Below are 20,197 nucleotides of genomic sequence, written 5' to 3' on the forward strand. Positions count from 1 at the left end.
CCGGGTCACGCTGACGACGCGGTGACCCGAGCCGACCGGGTCAGACCTCCCGGCGGCGGCGCAGCACCAGCAGCGCGAGGCCGGCGAGGAGCAGCAGCGTCGCGGCGGTGACCAGGCCCGCGGGGTCGTCGCCGGTCGAAGCGAGGTCGCGGCCCGCCCCGCCCGACGCCCCGGCAGAGCCGGAGCCCGAGCCCAAGCCGGGCGCCGACGGGTCGCCGGGATCCGTCGCGTCGCGCGGCAGCACCGTGATCGACGCCGAGGCGGATGATGACGGCGCTGCGGCGTCATCCGGCACGAAGCGCACCGAGTAGACGTGCACGCCGACGCCGGCCGGGGTGATCGTGACCGTCGCGGCGCCGTTCACCAGCGGCACGCCGCCCGCGGCCGCGGCGACGGCGGCGCGGGTCAGCCGGGCGGTCGGCGCGACGACGCCGTCGTCGACGAACACGGTGCCGGCGGCGGCGGGGTCGACGCGGATCGACAGCTCGACGCTGCCGCCCTCGACGACCTGCGCCGCCGAGAAGCTCAGGTGCACCGTCGCGGGCTGCGGGCCAGAGGGGTCGGTCACGACGACCTCCGTGGCCTCCGACGTCGCCGCGGTCTGCAGCGCCGGGTCGGCCGGCACGAAGGCGGCGCGATACGCGTGCGCACCCGTGGTCGGCGCGAGCGCGAACGTGGCGACGCCGTCGACGACGCGCGCCCGTCCGACCTCGCCGGTGCCCGCATCCGCGCCCGCGCCCGCGTCGGCGCCCGCCGCCGCATCCGTCAGCACCACGACGCCGTCGCGCTGCACGCCCGAGACGGACGCCGTCAGGGTCACCGTCTGACCGGGCTTCGCCGCGGCCGGGTCGGCCGTGAGGGTCACCCCGCTCGCCGAGGGCTCGGCCGCGATCGCGAACAGATGCATCCGCGTATTCGTCGGCAGCGTGATCGAGACCAGGCGCGATCCCGCGGTCACGCCGGTCGTGATCGGCGCCGTCGCGAACAGGCCGCAGCCGACGTTGCCGACCCGATCGTCCGACTCCACCCGCTGCCCCATCTGGATGACGCTGCTGTTGTCGCCGTCGGGGCTGCCCTTGCACCAGTCGGTGAGCCGCACGGATGCGGTGGTGGTGCGGGTCGCGCCGCTCGCGTCGGCGAAGGTCAGCGTCACGGTGCCGGTGGCCGAGGGGCTCGCGTTGTTCGCCGAGCCGATGAGGGCGAGGCGCGAGGTGGAGCCGATCGAGGCCGGAACGGCGATCGTCTGGCCGTTCATCGGCACGTTGTCCTTCGCGCCCGGGCCGTAGGCCGGCATCGTGAAGACGAGGCCCGTGTCACCGAGACTGCGCCCTTCAAGATCGTGAGTCGACGACGGCGTGAAGCCGCCCTTCTCGAGCGCCGCGCGCAGGTAGTAGGCGCCGCCCTCGTCGAAGCTCGCATCCGGCTGACCGGGCGTGCCGATGCCGGTCGCCGAATAGGAGCCCTGCAGCCACGGGGAACGGCTGACGATCGTGAGCGTGAACTCCCGCGAGGCTCCGCCGTCGGCGACGACCCGCAGCACGATCGAGCCGTCGCTGTCGACGACGTTCGAGGCGCTGACGCCGACCGCCTTCGAGACGGCGACCGGGGTGCGGGCGCCGCTCGCGCGGACCGTGCCGTCGCCCACGTCGACCGTGAGTCCCGGCGTCGCCGACACGACCTCGACGCGGCCGGAGAAGTCGCCCTCCGACTGCACGAGCAGCTCGAGCGAAGTGCGGGCGGATGCGCCGGGCGCGACCGTGAGCACGGAATCCGCGAGCGATCCGGTGACCCGCGACGGCACCGGCGTCTCGGGGTTGATCGCCCCCGGTGCCGCGTCGCGGCCGGTCGCCCAGGTGCCCGGCGTGGTCGCGACGGCGAAGTCGAGCGTGCCGGCGTCTTTCAGATCGGCTCCGCTGAGGTATCCCCTGTCGACCGCGTGCCCGCCGGCGGTGACGCCGGTCGTGTAGCGCGCCTGGTCGCTGACCCCGTCGGCCGTGATCGTCAGGCCCGCCGCGGTCTCGTCGCCGCGCCGCACCTCGATGCGGTCGTAGGCGGGCGTCGTGAGACCCCAGACGTCGCTGCCGGGGATGATCGGGTAGACGCCCATCGCCGACAGCACGTACCAGGCCGACATCGTGCCCATGTCGTCGTTGCCGGTCACGCCACGCGGCGAATCGGTGAAGAGGCCCATGGCGGCGCGCACGACATCCACCGTCTTGTCGGGGCGGCCCGTCCAGAGGTACATGTACGGCGCGTGCAGGTCGGGCTCGTTGTTCGGGTTGTAGGTGCTGCGCCCGTAGCCGCCCTCGTTGGCGGTGCTCGTGACCCAGTCGGTGTTGACCGTCGTGACCGGGTCGGCCTTGAGCTTGTCGTAGGCGAAGAACTCGTCGAGCCGCGCCTCGACCGCGGGGCGCGGGTCGGCCGCGTCCTTGCTCAGCAGCCGCATCAGGCCCGGCACATCCTGCTGCACGAGCCAGCGGTACTGGGATGCGGTGCCCTCGTGGAATCCGGGCGCCTGCGAGGCCTCGGCGTCACCGACGAAGGCGCCGCTGCGGTCGCGCGGACGGAAGGTGCCGGCGTCGGCATCCCAGATCGCCCGGTAGTTCTGGCCGCGGGCGGCCAGACGCGCGGCGTCGGCGTCGTGGCCGAGGTCGCGGGCCATCGTGGCGAGCGTCGCGTCGGCGAGCGCGTACTCGAGGGTCGCCGAGGCGCCGTGCTGCAGGTCGTAGTCGCCGGGGAATCCGCTCTCGGCGGGGGCGTAGGGCGCGAAGCCGTCGGCGACGTAGATCGGGTTGCCGGCGCGGCCGTTGGCCTGCAGCGGCAGGTCGGCGGGCGGGGTGCCGTCGGCGTTCTTCAGCAGCAGCGCGTAGGCGCGGTCGGCCTCGGCGCGGGTCAGCAGTCCCTGGTGCCACGCGCTGACGAGGAACGGCGTGACCGGGTCGCCGGTCATGATGTTCGTCTCGACGGGACCGTAGGCCCAGCGGGGAAGCCACCCGCCCTGCTCCCCCATGCGGATGAGCGACACGGCCATGTCGGCGGACTCCTTCGGGGCGAGCATCGCGAGCAGCTGCTGCTGCGTGCGGTACGTGTCCCAGAGCGAGAAGTTCTGGTAGTACGGGCGGTCGCCGGCCGAGCCGCGGTGGATCGCGCCGTCCCAGCCGCGGTAGCTGCCGTCGACGTCGTTGCCGATGTTCGGCGAGAGGAAGGAGCGGTAGAGCGAGGAGTAGAACTCCCGCGAGCTCGCCGCGCCGGCCGGGATGCGCACCTGCGACAGCCGCTGCACCCAGGCCGCCTCGGCATCCGCGCGCGTCTGATCGAATCCGGCCGTCTCGGCGAGCAGGTTCGCGTGGGCGCCGTCGGCATCCACGTAGCTCATCGAGGTGACGGCCTCGACCGTGCGGTCGTCGGTGGTGTCGAAGGTGGCCCAGGCGCCGGTGCGCGCGGCCTCGGCGGCGGCGTCCGATCCGTTCGCGACGGCGCCGCCGGTCCAGGTGCCGTGCGAGGCGAAGGGCCGGTCGAAGGTCGTCTCGGTGAAGACCGTGAAGGGCTGCGTCCCCTGGCAGAAGCCGGAGATGCGGATCGCCGCGCGGATCGTGTGGTCGTCGACGAACTGCACCGACGCCGGCACGTCGCCGGTGAGCGTCTGGCCGGCGTTGACCATGACGGTCGACCGGGTGCTCGACGGGAAGGTGTAGCGCTGCACGGCCGTGCGCTCGGTCGCACTGAGTTCGGCGTTGACGACGGCGCCCTTCTCCGGGCCGCCGCGGCTCGTGAGCTTCACCTGGAAGTAGCCGGGCGAGGCGTTCTCGCGCGTCGTGTCGTCGGCCGTGTTGTGCGAGAACGCCATCGCGTAGTCGGCGTAGTTCGTGACGCCGGTGTCGACGGGCGATCCGAGCACGGGCAGCACCGGCAGGTAGCCGGCGATGCCGCAGCCGACGCCCGAGAGGTGGGTGAGCGAGAAGCCGCGCACGACGCTGTCATCCCAGGCGTAGCCCGTGTTGTGACCGGTATCGGGCGAGAACTGCACCATGCCGAAGGGACGGGCCGCGCCGGGATAGGTGTTGCCGAGGTTCTCGGTGCCGATGAAGGGATTCACCTGGGCGAGCAGCGCCGCGTCGTCGAGCGGCGCGGGGGCTGCGGCGGCGCTCTGATCGGGCGCCGCCGCGACGCCGATGGCGGCCGCGGTGGCCAACGCCAGCACGAAGGCGAGGGGGCGCGCGGGGCGCGCGGGCAGGGTTCTGCTGAGCTTCACGACGACGTTGTCCTCTTCCCGATGCGCATCCGACGCGGGGGCGGTGCGGAGCGTCCGGCCAGCCTGCCAGGCAATGACAGCGCTGTCAACGACGGTTCCTCAGCGCCACGCTCTTCAGGGCTCGAGCAGGACGAGCTGCTGCGTCGCGCGGGTCATCGCCACGTAGCGGTCGACGGCGGCCTCGATCGAGGCGGGCGCGGACACGGCGGGATCGAAGGATGCGACATCCGCACCCGCCGGCTCCGACGGCGCGTTCACCAGCACCACCAGGTCGAACTCGAGCCCCTTCGCGAGCTCGGGCGTGAGCGACGCGACCCGCGGACGCGGCGCGAACGACGCATCCCCGATCACGACCGCGACCCCCTCGGCGTGCGCGGCGAGCCAGGCGTCGAGCAGCGCATCTCGCTCGGCGATCGGCCGCGTCTCGACGGGGATGCCGCTCGCCCGCACCGACGACGGCACGTTCGCCTCGGGGAACACGGCGTGGATGACCGGCTCGGCCGCCGCCATGACCTCCTCGGGCGTGCGGTAGTTGATCGTGAGCGAGGCGAGCGAGACCGCACCGGAACCAGCTCCGCCGCCGATGCCGACCCGCGCGAGCCGCGACTCCCACGACTCGGTGAAGCCGTGCCGGGCCTGCGCGCGGTCGCCGACGATCGTGAAGCTGCGCGCCGGATCTCGCCGCAGCAGCATCGCCCATTCGGCGTCGGTCAGCTCCTGCGCCTCGTCGACGAGGATGTGCGCGAAGGGCCCGGCGAGCGCGTCCGGGTCAGGCGCGGGCAGCGATCCGGTGTCGATCAGCTTCTCGCGCAGGTCGGCGCCGTACTCGCCGGTCAGCATCGTCAGCAGGCCCTCGCTGTCGGTATCGGAGTCGAGCATCCCCGAGCTGAGCAGGTCGTCGAGCACGGTCTCGCGCTGCTCGGTCTCGCGGGCGAGCAGCGTTTCGCGCTGGCGGCGCAGCTTCGCGGCCTCGGGTTCGCCGATGCGCAGCCGGGCGGCGTCGAGCAGCGGCAGGTCGCTGAGGGTCCAGGCGCGCGGATCGGGGCGCTGCAGCAGCGCGACCTCCTCGGCCGTGAGCGACGGGGCGGAGGCCCGCAGGTACGCGGGCACGCTCCACAGGTCGACGACGACGCCGGCCGGGTCGAGCAGAGGCCAGGCCTTCGCGAAGGCGCCGCGCAGCTCCTCGTCCGTCGTGATCGCGCGCTGGGCGATGTGCGGCGGCACTTCCTCGCCGACCTTGTCGATGAGGATCGTCAGCAGCTCCTCCCAGACCTGATCGCGCTGCTCGTTGTGCGGGGAGGAGGGGTCGGCGGCCGCGAAGGCGTCCGCCCAGTCCTCGGGCTCGAGTTCGACATCCACCCAGTCGGTGCGCACGACCATGCCGTCGGCGGGCGGGCGCTCGTAGTGGCGCACGGCGCGCTCGATCGCCTCGACGAGGGTCAGGGATGCCTTGAGCGCCGCGACGGCCGGGTCGGCTTCGCGCCCGGCGGCAGGATCGTCGGCGGGAGCCACTCCCCCGAGCTCCCGCCCCTGCGGCACGAGGTCGCGCAGCGTCGCGATGTGCACGCCGTCTTCGCCGAGGCTCGGCAGCACGTCGCCGACGTAGTCGAGGTAGCGCGCGCTCGGGCCGACGAAGAGCACGCCGCCGTGGCTGCGGGAGAGGCGCGGGTCGGCGTAGAGCAGGTACGCGGTGCGATGCAGGGCGACGACGGTCTTGCCGGTTCCGGGGCCGCCGTCGACGACGAGGGCGCCGCGGGAGGAGGCGCGGATGATCGCATCCTGGTCGGCCTGGATCGTGCCGAGCACATCGCGCATCCGGCTCGACCGCACGCCGCCGAGGCTCGCGATGAACGCCGACTGGTCGTCGAGGGCCGCCCGCTCGGTGCGCTCGGTGAGCTCGTCGGCGACGTAGAGCTCGTCCCAGTAGTCGGTGATGCGGCCGCGCGCCCAGCGGTAGCGGCGCTTGCTGGCGAGCCCGAGGGGATCGGCGTGGGTCGCGCCGAAGAACGGCTCGGCGGCGGGCGAGCGCCAGTCGACGAGCAGGCGGTTCCCCTCGCGATCGGTGAGGCCGAGGCGGCCGATGTAGACGATGGCGGATGCGGGGTCGCCGGTCGGATCGCCGGCCGGCACGATCCGCCCGAGGCACAGGTCGAGTCCGAAGCGGCTCAGGGAACGCAGCCGTGCGGTGAGCCGGTGCACCTCCTGGTCGCGATCGAGCGCCTCCTGGCCCGAGCCGCCCGGCATCCGCAGGGTCGTCGCGAGACGCGTGGCGAGGTCGGCGCGCTGGCGGGCGAGCTCGGTCTCGATGCGGGCGAAGTGCGCCTGGTCGGCGGCGATGAGCTCCGGCGCGCGCTTCGCGGCGAGGCGGTCGGGCAGGTCGAAGACGGACGACGTGGCGGCGGTTCCGGCGGCGGAGGGAGTGGCGGAGGGGGTGTGTTCGGCAGGCACGGTGCACGATCCTGCACCCGCACCGGGGTCTTGCGGCAAGCCCCCTGCCCGCGGATACTCTTTAACAGGCGGAGGGATTCCCTCCGCTTCGTCGTTTAACCGCGTCGCGCGACAGAGCCCTCGCCCGCCCGATGCCTTTCATCACCCGGCGTTCTATTACGCTGAACGACGCATTATTACTCGGCGGCCGACGGCGGGCTCACCCTCGTTGCTAGCGTGCCGACACGCCCTTCTCCAGCGCCGGAGAGTCCCGACGGACACCGGCTCGCTCGCGCGCCGCATCCGCCGCGACGGGGCGCCTCTGCACCCGCACCGCCGCACGTCCACAGCGCACGGCATCCGCAGCCGACGAGTCGTCACCAACTCACCTCCCCACAGAAACCGGAACACCATGAAGAAGCACCTCGCCCGCGCCTCCGCGGTCTCGCTCGTCGCTCTCGTCGCCGTCGGGCTGGCGGGATGCGCCACCGGCTCCGGCGGTTCCGGTGACGCGGGCGACACCGTCTACTTCGGCGTCTCGTCGGCGACCACCGGCCAGTACGCGCAGTACGGCGACCAGTTCAAGAAGGCCTTCGACCTCGCGGTGAAGGAGGTCAACGCCGACGGCGGCATCGACGGCAAGAAGGTCGCGCTGAAGTACGAGGACTCGCAGTCCGACCCGAAGCAGTCGGTCACGGTCGCGCAGAAGTTCGTCGCCGACCAGGACGTCATCCTCGCCTTCGGCGACTACGCTTCCTCGGCCTCGATCCCGGCCTCGCCGATCTACACCGCCGGCAAGCTCGTGCAGTACGGCTACAACAACTCGAACCCCGACTTCACCGCCAAGGGCTCGCAGTACCAGTGGTCGACCGCGATCACGACGACCGCCAGCTACACCTGGACGGCCGACTACATCAAGAAGCAGGGCGTGAAGTCGGTCGGCGTGACCTACCTCAACACCGCCGACTGGGGCATCCCGGCCTACCAGGCCTTCGAGGCCGAGGCGAAGAAGATCGGCCTCAAGATCACCGACGCCGAGGGCGTGCTCGACAGCTCCGACGACTACCGCCCCTCGCTCTCGAAGATCGTCGCGACCAAGCCCGACGCGATCGCCCACATCGGCTACGGCCCGGATGCGGCGAAGATCGTCAACCAGCTGCGCTCCACCGGCTACGACGGCACCTTCTACGGCGGCCAGGACGAGGAGTCGTTCGACGCGACGCCCGAGGCCGAGGGATCGGTCATCGGCACCGAGTTCGTCGAGACCAACCCCGACGCCGGCGTGCAGAAGTTCGTGAAGGCCTTCAAGAAGGCCTACCCGAGCGAGGAGCACGTCACGCTGTTCGAGGCCGGCGCCTACGACGCACTGCACGTCGCCGTCGCGGCGGCGAAGGCTGGCGGCACGACGCGCGAGGGCATCCTCAAGGGCTTCCAGGAGCTGAAGAACGTGCCGAGCGTCGTCTACGGCGAGATCTCCTTCGACCAGAAGACCCGCCGCGTCGCCGACCCGAAGCTGACCCCGGTCGTGCTGAAGGACGGCAGCTGGTCGGCCATCGAGAAGTGATCTGAGGGTCACCGCACTCCATGCTCGACACCCTGATCGCCGGCCTGCTCCGAGGGAACATCTACGCCCTCGGAGCGGTCGGCATCTCGCTCGTCTTCGGCGTCATGAACGTCGTCAACTTCGCGCAGTTCTCGTTCTTCGGGCTCGGCGCGATGCTCGCCTGGTTCGGCATCGTCAAGCTCGGCCTGCCGTTCTGGCTGGCGCTGCCGCTCGTGCTCGTCATGTGCGCGGGGTTCGGCCTGCTGACCAACGTCGCCGTCGTGCGGCCGCTCGCGAAGTACCTGCCGCTCGCGGCGATGCTGTCGACCTTCGCGGTGTCGCAGATCCTCGACAACGCCTCGCAGGTCGCCTTCGGCGCGAACTTCCGCGCCTTCCCCAAGGTGCTGCCGACCTCGAACTTCCGCGTCGGCAACCTCGCCTTCGGCACCTCCGACCTCGTGATGCTCGGCATCACGATCGTCGTGATGGTGACGATGTCGCTGTTCCTCAAGTACGGCCGGATCGGCCGGGCGATCCGCGCGACCTCGCAGGATCAGGAGGCGGCGCTGCAGGTCGGCATCCCCGTCGCCGGGGTGCAGCACGTCTCCTTCGTGATCGCCTCGGCGCTCGGCGGCCTCGCGGGCGTGTTCATCGCCCTCTACGTCGGCGTCGCGAATCCCTCGTCCGGTCTCGAGACCGGGCTCGTCGCCTTCGTCGCGGCGACGCTCGGCGGGCTCGGCTCGCTCGTCGGCGCCGTCATCGGCGGCTTCGTGCTCGGCGTGCTCGAGGCCTTCGGCATCCACTTCTTCGGCGACACCGCCCGCGAGATCATCGTCTTCGCGGTGCTCATCATCGTGCTGATCGTGCGGCCCGGCGGGCTGCTCGGGCGGGTGCCGCTCATCTCGAGCGAGCCGCTCACGGGCACCTTCCTCGGCCGCGGTCGGCCGTTCCGCATCCCGAAGTGGGTGTGGCCGATCGCCCTCGTGATCGCGGCCGTCGTGGTGCCGCTCGTCGGCGGCGACTACGTGCTCACCACCGGAACCCAGGTGCTGATCTACGCGACCATCGGCGCCGGCTTCACCCTCACCGCGGGGCAGGCGGGCGTGCTCGCGCTCGGCCAGGCCGGCCCGATCGCGATCGGCGCCTACAGCTCGGCGCTGCTGACGACCGTCGTGCACCTGCCGTTCTGGGTCGCGCTGCCGGTGTCGGGGCTCATCGCCGCGATCATCGCCTCGATCCTGTCGTCGCCGATCTGGGGCGTGAAGGGGCACTACATCTCGATCGCGACGCTCGGCGTCGGCACCGTGATCGTGGCCGTCATCCAGCTCGTGTTCCCGCAGGGCATCTACGGCATCCCCTTTCCCGACTGGTTCGGCACCCCGCTGACCTCGCCGCTCGCCTACTACCTGATCGACCTCGGCGTGCTCGTGATCACGCTCGTGGTGATGTGGCGCATCCGCCGCTCGCACCTCGGCAAGGTCATCGCCTCGGTCGGCAGCGACGAGACGGCCGCGGTCGCCTCGGGCGTGCGCGCCCGCGACTACAAGGCGCTCGCCTTCGCGGTGTCGGCGTTCTTCGCCGGCGTCGGCGGCTCGCTGCTCGCGCACCAGTACACCTACATCGACCCGACGATCTTCACGACGCTCATGTCGCTGCTCGTCGTCACGATCGTCATCATGGGCGGCGTCAACCTGCCCTACGGCGCCGTGCTCGGGTCGATCGTGCTGATCGGCGCGATGGAGCTGCTGCGCTTCACGCCCGAGCTGCGCATCATCGTCTACGGCCTCGTGCTGATCCTCGTGGTGAGGTTCCGGCCGGGCGGACTGCTGGTGAGGAACTCATGAGCGAGAACACTGCTGCGGGCGCTCCGGCCTCGGGCGAGACCTCGGTCGAGGTGGATGCGGCGACCGCCGCGACGTCGGATGCCCTGCTCAGCGTCGAGGGCCTCGAGCGCCACTTCGACGGCGTGCGCGCGGTCGACGGCGTGAGCTTCACGGTCGCGCCGCACGAGGTGGTCTCGATCATCGGGCCGAACGGCTCGGGCAAGACGACGACGCTCAACCTGGTCAGCGGCGCCCTGCGCGCGGGTGCCGGCACGATCTCGCTCGAGGGCCGCCGCATCGACCACGCCGATCCGGCGCGTATCGCGGAGGAGGGCGTCGCCCGCACCTTCCAGAACGGCCGCGTCTTCGCGACCCTCTCGGTGCGCGACAACGTCGAGGTCGGGCTGCACTCCACGCTCACCGCGAGCCGGCCCTTCCGCCGGCTGTCGCGGCTCTTCCTGCTGCGGTGGATCCCGTTGCTCGGCGAGCTGTTCATCGCGATCATCGGCACGCCCGCATCCCGCCGCGAGCAGAAGCAGATCGACGCCCGCGTCGAGAGCGAGGTGCAGCGCTTCGAGGCCCGCCTCGGTCCGCGCCGCGACGACCCCGCCTACTCGCTCAGCTACGCCAACCGCCGTCGCACCGAGATCGCCCGCGCGCTCGCCCTGCAGCCGAAGCTGCTGCTGCTCGACGAGCCGACCGCGGGCATGAACCAGTCGGAGACCGCCGAGGTGCTCGAGCAGCTGCTGCAGCTCAAGGCCGACGGCCAGGCGATCCTGCTCGTCGAGCACAAGCTCGACCTGGTCATGACGGTCAGCGATCGGGTGATCGTGATGGATGGCGGCCGCATCATCGCCGAGGGTGCGCCGCAGACCGTGCGCCACGATCCGGCCGTGATCGAGGCGTACCTCGGGCGCCGGCGCGGGCTCGGCGGCGCGACCGACGACGTCGTGGCGAGCGCGGCGCCGGCCGACGAGACGCCCGCCGCGACCACCGGCGACGCCGCGACCGGAGAGGACGAGGCATGAGCGCCCTGCTCGAGCTCGACGACGTGCACGTCTACTACGGGCCCTTCCACGCGCTGCGCGGCAACACCCTCACGGTCGGCGAGGGCGAGATCGTCTCGCTGCTCGGCGGCAACGCGAGCGGCAAGTCGACCACGATGAAGACGATCCTCGGGCTCGTGAAGCCGAAGGGCGGAACCGTGCGCTTCGACGGACGGGATGTGACGCACGCCTCGACCCGCCAGCGCGTCGTCGCCGGCATCGCCTCCGTGCCCGAGGCGCGGCGCGTGTTCCCGCAGATGACGGTCGACGAGAACCTGCTCGCCGGGGCGTTCACCCGCAAGGACCGCGCCGGCATCCAGGAGGACCTCGAACGCATCCGCGAGCACTTCCCGCGCCTCGCCGAGCGCCGACGCCAGGAGGCCGGCACGCTCTCCGGCGGCGAGCAGCAGATGCTCGCCTTCGGCCGCGCGCTCATGAGCCGCCCGCGCCTGATCTGCATGGACGAGCCGACCATGGGCCTCTCCCCCAAGCTCGTCGACCAGGTGCTCGACGAGATCGCGCGCATCAACCGCGAGCTCGGCGTCGCCGTGCTGCTCGTCGAGCAGCAGGCCGAGCTGGCGCTCTCGATCGCGTCGCGCGGCTACGTGCTCGCCTCCGGCGAGATCGTGCTGCAGGGCGGATCGCGCGAGCTGCTCGACGATCCCGAGATCCAGGTCGCGTACCTGGGCAAGGCGACGGACACCGCCGCAGAAAGCGACACCACCGCATGACATTCCGACTCGGATTCTTCACCCGCCTGCTCGACGACGTCGCGCCGGTCGACCGCTACCGCAACGCGATCGCCCAGTTCGTGCGCGCGGAAGAGCTCGGCTTCGACACCGCCTGGGTGGCGCAGCACCACTTCCACGGCGACGAGGGCGGACTCCCCTCGCCCTTCGTCGTGCTGGCGCAGGCCGCCGCGAAGACCTCGCGCATCCGCCTCGCGACGGGCATCGTGACGCTGCCCCTGGAGGCGCCGATCCGGGTGGCCGAGGATGCGGCGGTGCTGTCGCTGCTCTCGGGCGGACGCTTCGAGCTGGGCATCGGCTCCGGCGGAACCTCCTCGTCGTTCCCGCCCTTCGGCCACGACCCGGCTGACCGTCCCGCGATCTACGCCGCGCACAAGGAGACGCTGCTGCGCGCGCTGCGCGGTGATGTGCTGACCGACGACGGCGGGGCGCTGTATCCGCCGGCCCCGAGCTCGCTCGTCTCCGCGCTGTGGGAGGCGACCTTCTCGGCCTCGGGCGCCGCGCGCATCGGCGGCGAGGGACACGGGCTGCTGCTCTCGCGCACGCAGCCCCGGCGCGAGTACACCGGCACCGGCTCGGCCGCCGAGCAGGTCGAGATCGTCGAGGCGCACGCCGCGGCGCTGCCGACCGGGGTGCCGCAGCGGGTCATGGCGTCGCGTTCGGTGCTCGTGGTCGACGACGAGGCCGAGGGTCGCCGCCTGCGCTCCGCCGGCATCGCCGCCTCCCTCCCGCAGATCGAGAAGCTCGGCGTCGCGCTGCCGTCCGACGTCTCGGACGAGGAGGCGGCCGCCTACCTCGACCTGCACATCGGCACGGCCGAGCAGGTGATCGACTCGCTCGGCGCCGACCCGATCGTGCCGCTCGCGAGCGACGTCGTGTTCCAGCCGCATCCCGTCGACCCGCCGCACGCGGTCGTGCTGCGCTCGCTCGAGCTCATCGCCGAGCGCGTGGCGCCGGCGCTGGGCTGGGCGCCGGGCGCCTGAGGCGTCGCCCGCGGCCGCATCCGCTTCCCCTTCCATCCGACCGAACCCCTCGAGAGGACCCCATGACCGCCGATGTCATCGACCACCTGGTCGGCGTGAGCGAGGGCGACAGCCTCGACGCCGTGCGCCGACAGCGTCCCGACGCGAAGGCCAACGCCCAGGCCAGCTTCGACGCGCTGTTCGACTCCGACGACCTCACCCAGGTGTCGCAGCTCGAGCGCCGCGCCGTCGCCTACTGGGCCGTCGCGCTGACGCAGAGCCCCACCGCCGGCTACTACCGCGAGCTGCTCGCGGCGGAGCCCGCCGGTGCGAGCGCCGTCGACGGCGCCGCCCTCGCGACCGCGCTCGATGTCGCGCTCGAGGATGCCGTCACGGTCGGCCCCTACGGCGACTTCCCGGCCGGTCCGCTGTCGGTCGAGAACGTCGACGGTCTGCACTGGACGCCGAGCGACGCGCTCGCCTCCGTCGCCGGAGGGCGTCTCGCCGCGGCGCTCGCGCACACCCACCTGCTGACCTACCGTCCGCGCGATGCCTCGCAGGATGCCCTGCAGGCGCTGCTCGACGCCGGCTGGTCGACGACGGGCATCGTGACGCTGTCGCAGCTCGTGTCGTTCCTGGCCTTCCAGTCCCGCGTCGTCGCGGGTCTCACGGTGCTGAAGGGAGCCCTGTGATGAGCGAGAGCGTGCTGCGCCCCGAGAACACCGAGCCGGTCGAGTTCACGCAGGAGAACCTCGGCTGGGTGCCGTGGCTCGAGCCCTTCCCGATCGACGAGCTGACCGAGCGCCACTGGACCGGGCTCACCGACAAGGGCCGCGCGAACAGCGACTACTTCCGGCTGCTGGTGCGCGACCCCGACATCCTCGGCGCCCGCACCCGCACCGACAACGACATCTTCTACAACGAGAAGGGCGGGCTGCCGCGTGCGCTGCGCGAGCTGTCGGCGACGACGGCTTCGCGCGTCAACGGCTGCATCTTCTGCGCCTCGGTGCACTCGCGCTTCGCGACCCAGAAGTCGAAGCGCGGCGACGAGGTGCAGGCGCTGCTCGACGGCGGCGTGGATGCGGAGCAGCCGGATGCGGCCTGGCGCGCCGTGATCGACGCCTCGGCCGCGCTGACCCGCACGCCCGGCGAGTTCGGCCCCGAGCACGTGCAGGCCCTGCGCGACGCGGGCTTCGACGACCTCGCGATCGCGGACGTCATCCACGGCGCCGCGTTCTTCAACTGGGCGAACCGGCTCATGCTGTCGCTCGGCGAGCCGACCCCGCCGGCGAGCTGAGGCGCGGCGAGGCGTCCCCGAACGACCTCGATCGATCCCTGAGAGAGCCCCGCGGCGGACCGCCACGGGGCTCTTTCTCGTTGCGCGTCCCTCATGTTTCAAAAACATGTGCAAAACCTATTGACGCGCTATGCCCCGGCACGGTCTGATGAGCGCACATCGCCCCTCGACCAACGATGTTCGGGAGACACACCATGCTCAAGCACGCCCGCTCCGTCGTCGCCGCCATCGCGGCGACCGCGAGCCTGATCGCGATCGCCGCGGCCACCCCGGCCGTCGCCGCGATCACACCGAAGACCCCACCGCTCACCACGCCCTGGACCTCCCAGGTCTCGACCACGAACCCCCTGCCCGAATACCCCCGCCCGCAGATGACTCGCCCCGACTGGCAGTCGCTCAACGGCGAGTGGGAGTTCCTCAACCCCGCGACCGCCGCCGACGGCAGCGTCAACCGCAACGCCGCCCCGCCGATCGGCCAGACCCTGCCCGAGCGCGTGCTCGTGCCGTACCCGATCGAATCGGCCCTGTCGGGCATCCAGCGCAACGACAACCGCGACCTCATGTTCTACCGTCGCGCCTTCACGGTCCCCGCCGGCTGGAGCGGCCGCAACGTGCAGCTGCACTTCGGCGCCGTCGACTACGAGGCCACCGTCTGGGTCAACGGCACCCAGGTCGCCTTCCACCGCGGCGGCTACGACCGCTTCGAGACCGACATCACCTCGGCGCTGCGCTCCGGCAGCAACGAGATCATCGTGCGCGTCTACGACCCGACCGACGGGCGCGGCGAGAAGCAGCCCATCGGCAAGCAGGTGAACAACCCCAGCGGCATCTTCTACACGCCGTCGTCGGGCATCTGGCAGACGGTCTGGATGGAGCCGACCGCGGCATCCTCGATCTACTCCGTCGACATCACGCCGAACATCCAGAACAGCACCGCGAAGGTGAAGGTCTTCACCCGCGGCAACGTCTCCGGGTACAGCGTGCTCGCCGAGGCGATGAACGGCACGACCGTCGTCGGCACCGCCTCCGGCGGCTTCACCGAGTTCACCGTGCCGGTGCCGAACGCCCGGTGGTGGTCGCCCGACGACCCCTTCCTCTACAACCTGCGGGTGTCGCTGAAGAACGCCTCGGGCGCGAACGTCGACCAGGTCGTGAACTACTTCGGCATGCGCGAGGTCGGCACGAAGATGATCAACGGCGTGCTGCGGCCGACGCTCAACGGGCAGTTCGTCTTCCAGATCGGCACGCTCGACCAGGGCTTCTGGCCCGACGGGCTCTACACGGCGCCGACGGATGCGGCGCTCGCCTCCGACCTGCAGAAGCACAAGGACCTCGGCTTCAACATGGTGCGCAAGCACATCAAGGTCGAGCCGGCGCGCTGGTACTACTGGGCGGATCGGCTCGGGCTGCTGGTCTGGCAGGACATCCCCTCGACGCAGGCCTTCGAGCACAACCGCACCGCGGCGCAGACGGCCGAGTTCGAGTCGGAGGCCCGCGAGATCATCGACGAGCACCGCTTCTCGCCCGCGGTCATCACCTACGTGCCGTTCAACGAGGGCTGGGGCGAGTGGAACCTCGCCGACACCACCCGCGTCGCGAGCTCTCTCAAGCAGTACGACCCGAGTCGTCTGCTCAACGCGCACAGCGGCTACAACTGCTGCGACTCGAAGGGCGACCCGAACACGGGCGACATCCTCGACTGGCACATCTACACCGGGCCGGATGCGCCCCTCCCGACCTCGACGCGGGTGTCGGTGCTGGGTGAGTTCGGCGGGCTCGGACTCCGCACGCCGGGGCACGAGTACAGTCGCGACGGCAACTTCTTCGCCTACGAGCAGATGTCGAGCGCCGCGCAGCTCAACGACCGCTACACCGGCATGGTGCGCGACGTGAAGCAGCTCATGACGACGAAGGGCGTCTCGGCGTACGTGTACACCGAGATCACGGATGTGGAGGGCGAGTACAACGGCCTCTTCACCTACGACCGGCGCGTGCAGAAGGTCGACACGAATCTGCTGCGCGCGGCGCACGCCGACCTGATCGCCGCATCCCGGGCCCAGAACTCGCCCGTGCAACTGACGGTGGGTCACACGCGCTCGTTCAAGGTGACGACGCCGGGCTACACCGACCGGTACCTGCGCCACGCGGACTCCCTCGGACGCACCGACGTCATCTCGACGGCGAGCGCCGACGTCGCCCGGCAGGACGCGTCGTTCCGCACCGTCGCGGGCCTCGGGGATGCGCGCTGCTACTCCTTCGAGTCGGTCGACTACCCGGGCAAGTACCTGCGTCACTCGGCGGGCCGGGTGCGCATCGACTCCGATACCGGCGGGTCGTTCGCGGCCGACGCGACCTGGTGCGCCCGCACCGGGCTCGCGGCCGGCGGCACCTCCTTCGAGTCGCTGAACTTCCCCGGCTCGTACCTGCGCCACTACGCCGAGAACGTGTACCTCGCGCGCAGCGGCGGCGCGAACGCCTGGGACACGGCGACTGGCTTCGCCGCCGACGCGACCTGGGACGTGAGCGGTGCGGCGCTCTGGCGCAGCTCGGTGCAGCTGCCGGTGGATGCGCGGCGTTCTCTGCAGGCGACCACCTGGGGTCTGACGAACCGCTACGTCCGGCACGCGAACGATCTCGCCAGCACCGAGGTCGTCGACGGCGGCAGCAGCGCGACGCTGAAGGCGGATGCGACCTTCACGATCCGCCGCGGCCTCGCCGACTCGTCGTGCTACTCCTTCGAGTCGGTCAACTACCCGGGCCGGTTCCTGCGGCACGCCGACAGCCGGCTGCGCATCGCGAATGACGACGGCACGGCGCTGATGCGGGCCGACGCGACCTGGTGCGCGCGACCCGGGTTGAACAACACGGGCGTAAGCCTCGAGTCGTACAACTTCGCGGGCTCGTTCGTGCGGCACTTCGACGCCGGCGTCTGGCGGGCGAGCGGGGCGGGCTCGAGCGGGTTCGACCGGCCGCAGGCTCTCGCCGCGGACAGCAGCTGGACGATCGCGGCCCCGTGGGCGCCGTGATCTGAACTCCGGTTCGAGACCGGAAGCCCCGTCGCGCGCTCAAGCGCGGGCGGGCCTTCCGGCTTCCGCCGCGAGCTTCACGAGGTGCGCGTGGGCGTACTCGCAGATGAGGGCGTGGCGGTAGACGGTGCGCGGCACGTCGACGTTCGAGTCGAGCCAGAGGCTGAGCCCGCCGATCTTCCAGTGTCGGAAGGTGTCGTCGTCGGTGATGAGCGCGAGCATCTCGAGGAAGCTGTCGTCGAAGCGCATCGAGTGCACCGCGCGCCGGTATTCCTCGAGCGACAGCGCCATCGAGAACGGGATGTTCATGAAGCAGAGCGCGGTCTGGATGTCGAGCTTGAGCGGGCGCCGACGGTACCGTTCCGGGTCGAGCTCGGGCATGTCGAGCTGCTGGAAATCGAGCTGCGCACGCGGCCGCGCGGTGACGGGCGCGCCGTCGAGGGCGATCAGCACGTCGTAGACGTTGATGTCGTGCTCGACGACCGCGTGATCGCCGAGGCCGGCGAGCGCCGTCGGCCGCAGCGTGACCGGGTCGATGCGCGCATCCGTGTTCCTGATCACGAAGTTGACGACGTTCGTCTCGATCACGAAGTGGCGGATGAGCAGCTCGACCGCGTCGGGATCGACGAAGCGGCGCAGGAACCACACGCAGAGCACGTCCATCATGCCGAGCGGCATCCACCGGAACGGCAGGATGCGCTTGAGCGCCGACACGACGCCGACGACGAGCCGCGACACGACCCGGGCGATCGGATGCAGCCAGCGCCGCGACGGCCGCTGCTGGTCGACGACGATCTTGCGCAGCAGCTCGCGGTCGAGCGGCACCGAGGGATCGGCGTAGACCGCATCCCACATGTCCGGATCCGACAGCACGGGCGCGGTCACCTCAGTTGTCCAGCTCTTCCAGCTGCAGCGCGTAGAGCCGGGCGACGACCTCGGCGCAGCGCACGATCTCATCCGCCGTGGTCGCGTCGATGAGGCCGGACGTCAGGATCCCCTCCATGTCGCCGGTGTGCTGACCGTCGGCCTCCTGGTGGTAGATCATGAAGTGCACCTGGTTGTCGGCCAGGCCCAGCACCTCCTGGAAGCGCGCGGCCCACTCCGCCGCACGGCGGGCGCCGAGGCCCTCGATGATGAACATCGCGCCGAGCAGTCCCGCCGGATTCGGCCGGTCGGCGTAGTGGAAGAGGTAGCCCGAGAGCGCCTCCGATCCGAGGTTCTTGCGCCCGGCGCGCAGCTCGGCGAGCGAGCCGCCCACGGCGACGTAGTCGCGCTCGAGCATGAGGTGATCGCGGTGCTCCTCCTCGGCGTGCCGGATCGCGGCCGACCGCAGCTCGAAATGCTCGACGTCGAAGTTGGAGGCGGCCCGCGCGATCCAGGGCGAGCCGTCGATGACCTGCTGACGCAGGTTGAACAGCAGCCGCTGGTAGTCGTGCAGGGTCACGGTGCCGTCGGCGAGGCGCTGCAGGATCGGCACCCGATCCAGTCGCTCCTCGAGCGTCGCCCAGACGCCGGCGAGGCGCTCGAAGAGCGAGGCGGGGATGTCGGCGGCGTTGCTGTCGGTGGTGCTGTCGATGCTGCTGTCGGCGAGGGTCATGCGCGAGCTCCTGACGAGGCTGACGTGGTGGACGAGGGGGCGGACGAGGACGAAGAGGACGGTAGAGAGGACGCCGGCGGAGCGGACGCCTGCGGCGCGACGACCGTGAGGTGAGCGAAGGCGAAGGAGAAGCGCCCCGACTCGGGCACGGCGAGAAGGATCGTCTCGCCGGGGGCGAAGTCACGCGTGCGCCAGGCCTCCTCGAGGGCGATGAAGATGCTCGCCGAGCCGGTGTTGCCGCGCGTCTCGAGATTCGAGAACCAGCGGTCGGTGTCGAGGCTCGGGATGCGGCGGCGCAGCGCCTCGAAGGCGACGTCGCGGAAGACGTTGGTGCTGTAGTGGCAGATCACGTGATCGAGGTGGCGCACATCCACCAGCCCGGTGTCGACGAGCTCCTCGAACTGCGCGATCCCGGCCTCGGCGAGCTCGTCGAGCATGCTCACGTCCTGCCGCAGCAGGAACATGCCCGCCGCATCCGCCTCGCCCATCGCGCAGTCCTGCCAGGTGCCGCCGGCCTCGGCCTCGGCGCCGCTCATGCCGGCGCGCATGCAGACCGGATGCTCGTGCGCGAGCGAGACCTGGCGCACCCAGTCGACGCGCAGCGACAGGCGGGTGGGATGCGGCTGGAACTCGACGATGACGGCGCCGGCCCCGTCGGAGAGCATCCAGCGCAGGAAGTGCGCATCCATCCCGGCGCGGATGCCCTCGTAGCGCCGCTCACGCAGGCTGCGGCTCGGCAGCTCCGAGCCGACGACCGCGGCGCGGGGATGGTCGCCGAGCCGGACCTTGCTCACCGCCGCGTCGAGCGCCGCGAGGCTCGACGCGCACACACCCGAGGCGCTGAGCGTCTGCATCGGACCACCTCCGAGCCGGCCGTGCACCATCGACGCGAAGCCCGGAACGAGCACGTCGCCCATGGTCGTCGCGCAGGCGAGCATGCGCAGGTCAACGGCATCGATTCCGCGGTCGTCGAGGGCGGCGCGGAGGGCGTTCACCGCGAGCTCTTCGTTGAGCTCGGTAGGCTCGCCGTCGGCGTCGAGCGCGTAGTGCCGCTGCCGGATGCCGTTCTGCTCGAGGATGCGGCGCCGGATGCGCTCGGTCACCGCATCCGTTCCGCCGAGTCGCGACGCGATCTCGTCGTTGCCGACGGGCGGCCCCGGCAGATAGCTGCCGAAGCCGGTGAGATACGCGGTCGCGAGTGACGCCATGCGGCTGACGATAGGGATGCGCGACCCCGTCGCGGTCAGCGCCAGCCCCGATCTGTGCAGAGTTCGGGGGCACCCCGGATCTGTGGATAACGCGGTCGGAATGGGGCCCGCCCGAGCCCCGGACGAGCCAGCGCGGGGTCCGCGCCGCAGATCCGCCGATGTAAAACCCGTGTTTCGTCGCGGCCGATTTGCGCCCTCCCCCTTGACGGCGAGCACCCTCATGCGACGTAATGTTCTTGCGTCTTGCGATAATGCTTTCGCATTATC

Annotated in this window: 13 protein-coding genes; 8 read left to right on the forward strand and 5 right to left on the reverse strand. The window is 71.2% G+C overall.

Going from position 1 to position 20,197, the window contains the following annotated elements:
- Positions 1-40: 40 nt before the first annotated feature.
- Together FJ657_RS01550 and helR are read right to left on the reverse strand one after the other, a co-directional pair.
- Positions 41-4,252, reverse strand: coding sequence for a GH92 family glycosyl hydrolase (locus FJ657_RS01550; protein WP_141161926.1), 4,212 nt, complete (start codon positions 4,250-4,252; stop codon positions 41-43).
- A gap of 114 nt (positions 4,253-4,366) precedes the next feature.
- Complete coding sequence (gene helR / locus FJ657_RS01555) at positions 4,367-6,700, reverse strand: RNA polymerase recycling motor ATPase HelR (protein ID WP_141161927.1); 2,334 nt, start codon at positions 6,698-6,700, stop codon at positions 4,367-4,369.
- Positions 6,701-7,091: 391 nt separating this feature from the next.
- On the opposite strand from helR, the gene FJ657_RS01560 reads away from it, so the two are divergent.
- The 8 genes from FJ657_RS01560 to FJ657_RS01595 all read left to right on the forward strand — a co-directional run bounded on the left by FJ657_RS01560 (position 7,092) and on the right by FJ657_RS01595 (position 17,125).
- Positions 7,092-8,243 (forward strand): ABC transporter substrate-binding protein, encoded by a 1,152-nt coding sequence (locus tag FJ657_RS01560; RefSeq protein ID WP_181408826.1) that lies wholly within the window; start codon positions 7,092-7,094, stop codon positions 8,241-8,243.
- 20 nt (positions 8,244-8,263) lie between these two features.
- The gene (locus tag FJ657_RS01565) at positions 8,264-10,066 is read left to right on the forward strand and encodes an ABC transporter permease (protein WP_141161929.1); all 1,803 of its coding nucleotides are present in this window, start codon (positions 8,264-8,266) and stop codon (positions 10,064-10,066) included.
- Complete coding sequence (locus FJ657_RS01570; RefSeq protein WP_141161930.1) at positions 10,063-11,073, forward strand: ABC transporter ATP-binding protein; 1,011 nt, start codon at positions 10,063-10,065, stop codon at positions 11,071-11,073. The genes FJ657_RS01565 and FJ657_RS01570 overlap by 4 nt, the downstream gene beginning before the upstream one ends.
- Positions 11,070-11,822 carry an ABC transporter ATP-binding protein gene (locus FJ657_RS01575; RefSeq protein ID WP_141161931.1) on the forward strand — a complete coding sequence of 251 codons (753 nt, stop codon included), beginning with the start codon at positions 11,070-11,072 and terminating at the stop codon, positions 11,820-11,822. The genes FJ657_RS01570 and FJ657_RS01575 overlap by 4 nt, the downstream gene beginning before the upstream one ends.
- Positions 11,819-12,823 (forward strand): putative FMN-dependent luciferase-like monooxygenase, encoded by a 1,005-nt coding sequence (locus FJ657_RS01580; RefSeq protein ID WP_141161932.1) that lies wholly within the window; start codon positions 11,819-11,821, stop codon positions 12,821-12,823. The genes FJ657_RS01575 and FJ657_RS01580 overlap by 4 nt, the downstream gene beginning before the upstream one ends.
- Before the next feature lie 62 nt (positions 12,824-12,885).
- Complete coding sequence (locus tag FJ657_RS01585) at positions 12,886-13,494, forward strand: CMD domain protein (RefSeq protein WP_141161933.1); 609 nt, start codon at positions 12,886-12,888, stop codon at positions 13,492-13,494.
- Entirely contained in the window at positions 13,494-14,099 is a 606-nt protein-coding gene (locus FJ657_RS01590) for an alkylhydroperoxidase domain protein (RefSeq protein WP_141161934.1), read from the forward strand. Before FJ657_RS01585 ends, FJ657_RS01590 begins: the two co-directional genes overlap by 1 nt.
- Before the next feature lie 194 nt (positions 14,100-14,293).
- A complete protein-coding gene (locus tag FJ657_RS01595; RefSeq protein ID WP_141161935.1) occupies positions 14,294-17,125 on the forward strand; it encodes an AbfB domain-containing protein in 2,832 nt (943 codons plus the stop codon).
- 39 nt (positions 17,126-17,164) lie between these two features.
- Here the strand turns inward: FJ657_RS01595 and FJ657_RS01600 are convergent, their stop codons facing one another.
- The 3 genes from FJ657_RS01600 to FJ657_RS01610 are packed head-to-tail and all read right to left on the reverse strand — an operon-like array spanning position 17,165 to position 19,930.
- Positions 17,165-18,010: a DUF6999 family protein gene (locus FJ657_RS01600; RefSeq protein ID WP_141161936.1), complete on the reverse strand. Its 846-nt coding sequence runs from the start codon at positions 18,008-18,010 to the stop codon at positions 17,165-17,167.
- A 1-nt stretch (position 18,011) separates the two neighbouring features.
- Positions 18,012-18,722, reverse strand: a complete 711-nt coding sequence (locus FJ657_RS01605) for an iron-containing redox enzyme family protein (protein ID WP_141161937.1) — start codon at positions 18,720-18,722, stop codon at positions 18,012-18,014.
- Entirely contained in the window at positions 18,719-19,930 is a 1,212-nt protein-coding gene (locus tag FJ657_RS01610; protein ID WP_141161938.1) for a 3-oxoacyl-[acyl-carrier-protein] synthase III C-terminal domain-containing protein, read from the reverse strand. The genes FJ657_RS01605 and FJ657_RS01610 overlap by 4 nt, the downstream gene beginning before the upstream one ends.
- Between the last annotated feature and the right edge of the window lie 267 nt (positions 19,931-20,197).

This window comes from Schumannella soli (genome assembly GCF_006517435.1).
In the GTDB taxonomy this organism is placed as follows: Bacteria; Actinomycetota; Actinomycetes; order Actinomycetales; family Microbacteriaceae; genus Schumannella; species Schumannella soli.

Bases quoted from the DNA above. Each gene is read 5' to 3' on its own strand.
- FJ657_RS01585 (WP_141161933.1), top strand. From the start codon at position 12,886: ATGACCGCCGATGTCATCGACCACCTGGTCGGCGTGAGCGAGGGCGAC.
- FJ657_RS01610 (WP_141161938.1), bottom strand. From the start codon at position 19,930: ATGGCGTCACTCGCGACCGCGTATCTCACCGGCTTCGGCAGCTATCTG.
- FJ657_RS01595 (WP_141161935.1), top strand. From the start codon at position 14,294: ATGCTCAAGCACGCCCGCTCCGTCGTCGCCGCCATCGCGGCGACCGCG.
- FJ657_RS01560 (WP_181408826.1), top strand. From the start codon at position 7,092: ATGAAGAAGCACCTCGCCCGCGCCTCCGCGGTCTCGCTCGTCGCTCTC.
- FJ657_RS01570 (WP_141161930.1), top strand. From the start codon at position 10,063: ATGAGCGAGAACACTGCTGCGGGCGCTCCGGCCTCGGGCGAGACCTCG.
- FJ657_RS01575 (WP_141161931.1), top strand. From the start codon at position 11,070: ATGAGCGCCCTGCTCGAGCTCGACGACGTGCACGTCTACTACGGGCCC.
- FJ657_RS01580 (WP_141161932.1), top strand. From the start codon at position 11,819: ATGACATTCCGACTCGGATTCTTCACCCGCCTGCTCGACGACGTCGCG.
- FJ657_RS01605 (WP_141161937.1), bottom strand. From the start codon at position 18,722: ATGACCCTCGCCGACAGCAGCATCGACAGCACCACCGACAGCAACGCC.
- FJ657_RS01590 (WP_141161934.1), top strand. From the start codon at position 13,494: ATGAGCGAGAGCGTGCTGCGCCCCGAGAACACCGAGCCGGTCGAGTTC.
- FJ657_RS01565 (WP_141161929.1), top strand. From the start codon at position 8,264: ATGCTCGACACCCTGATCGCCGGCCTGCTCCGAGGGAACATCTACGCC.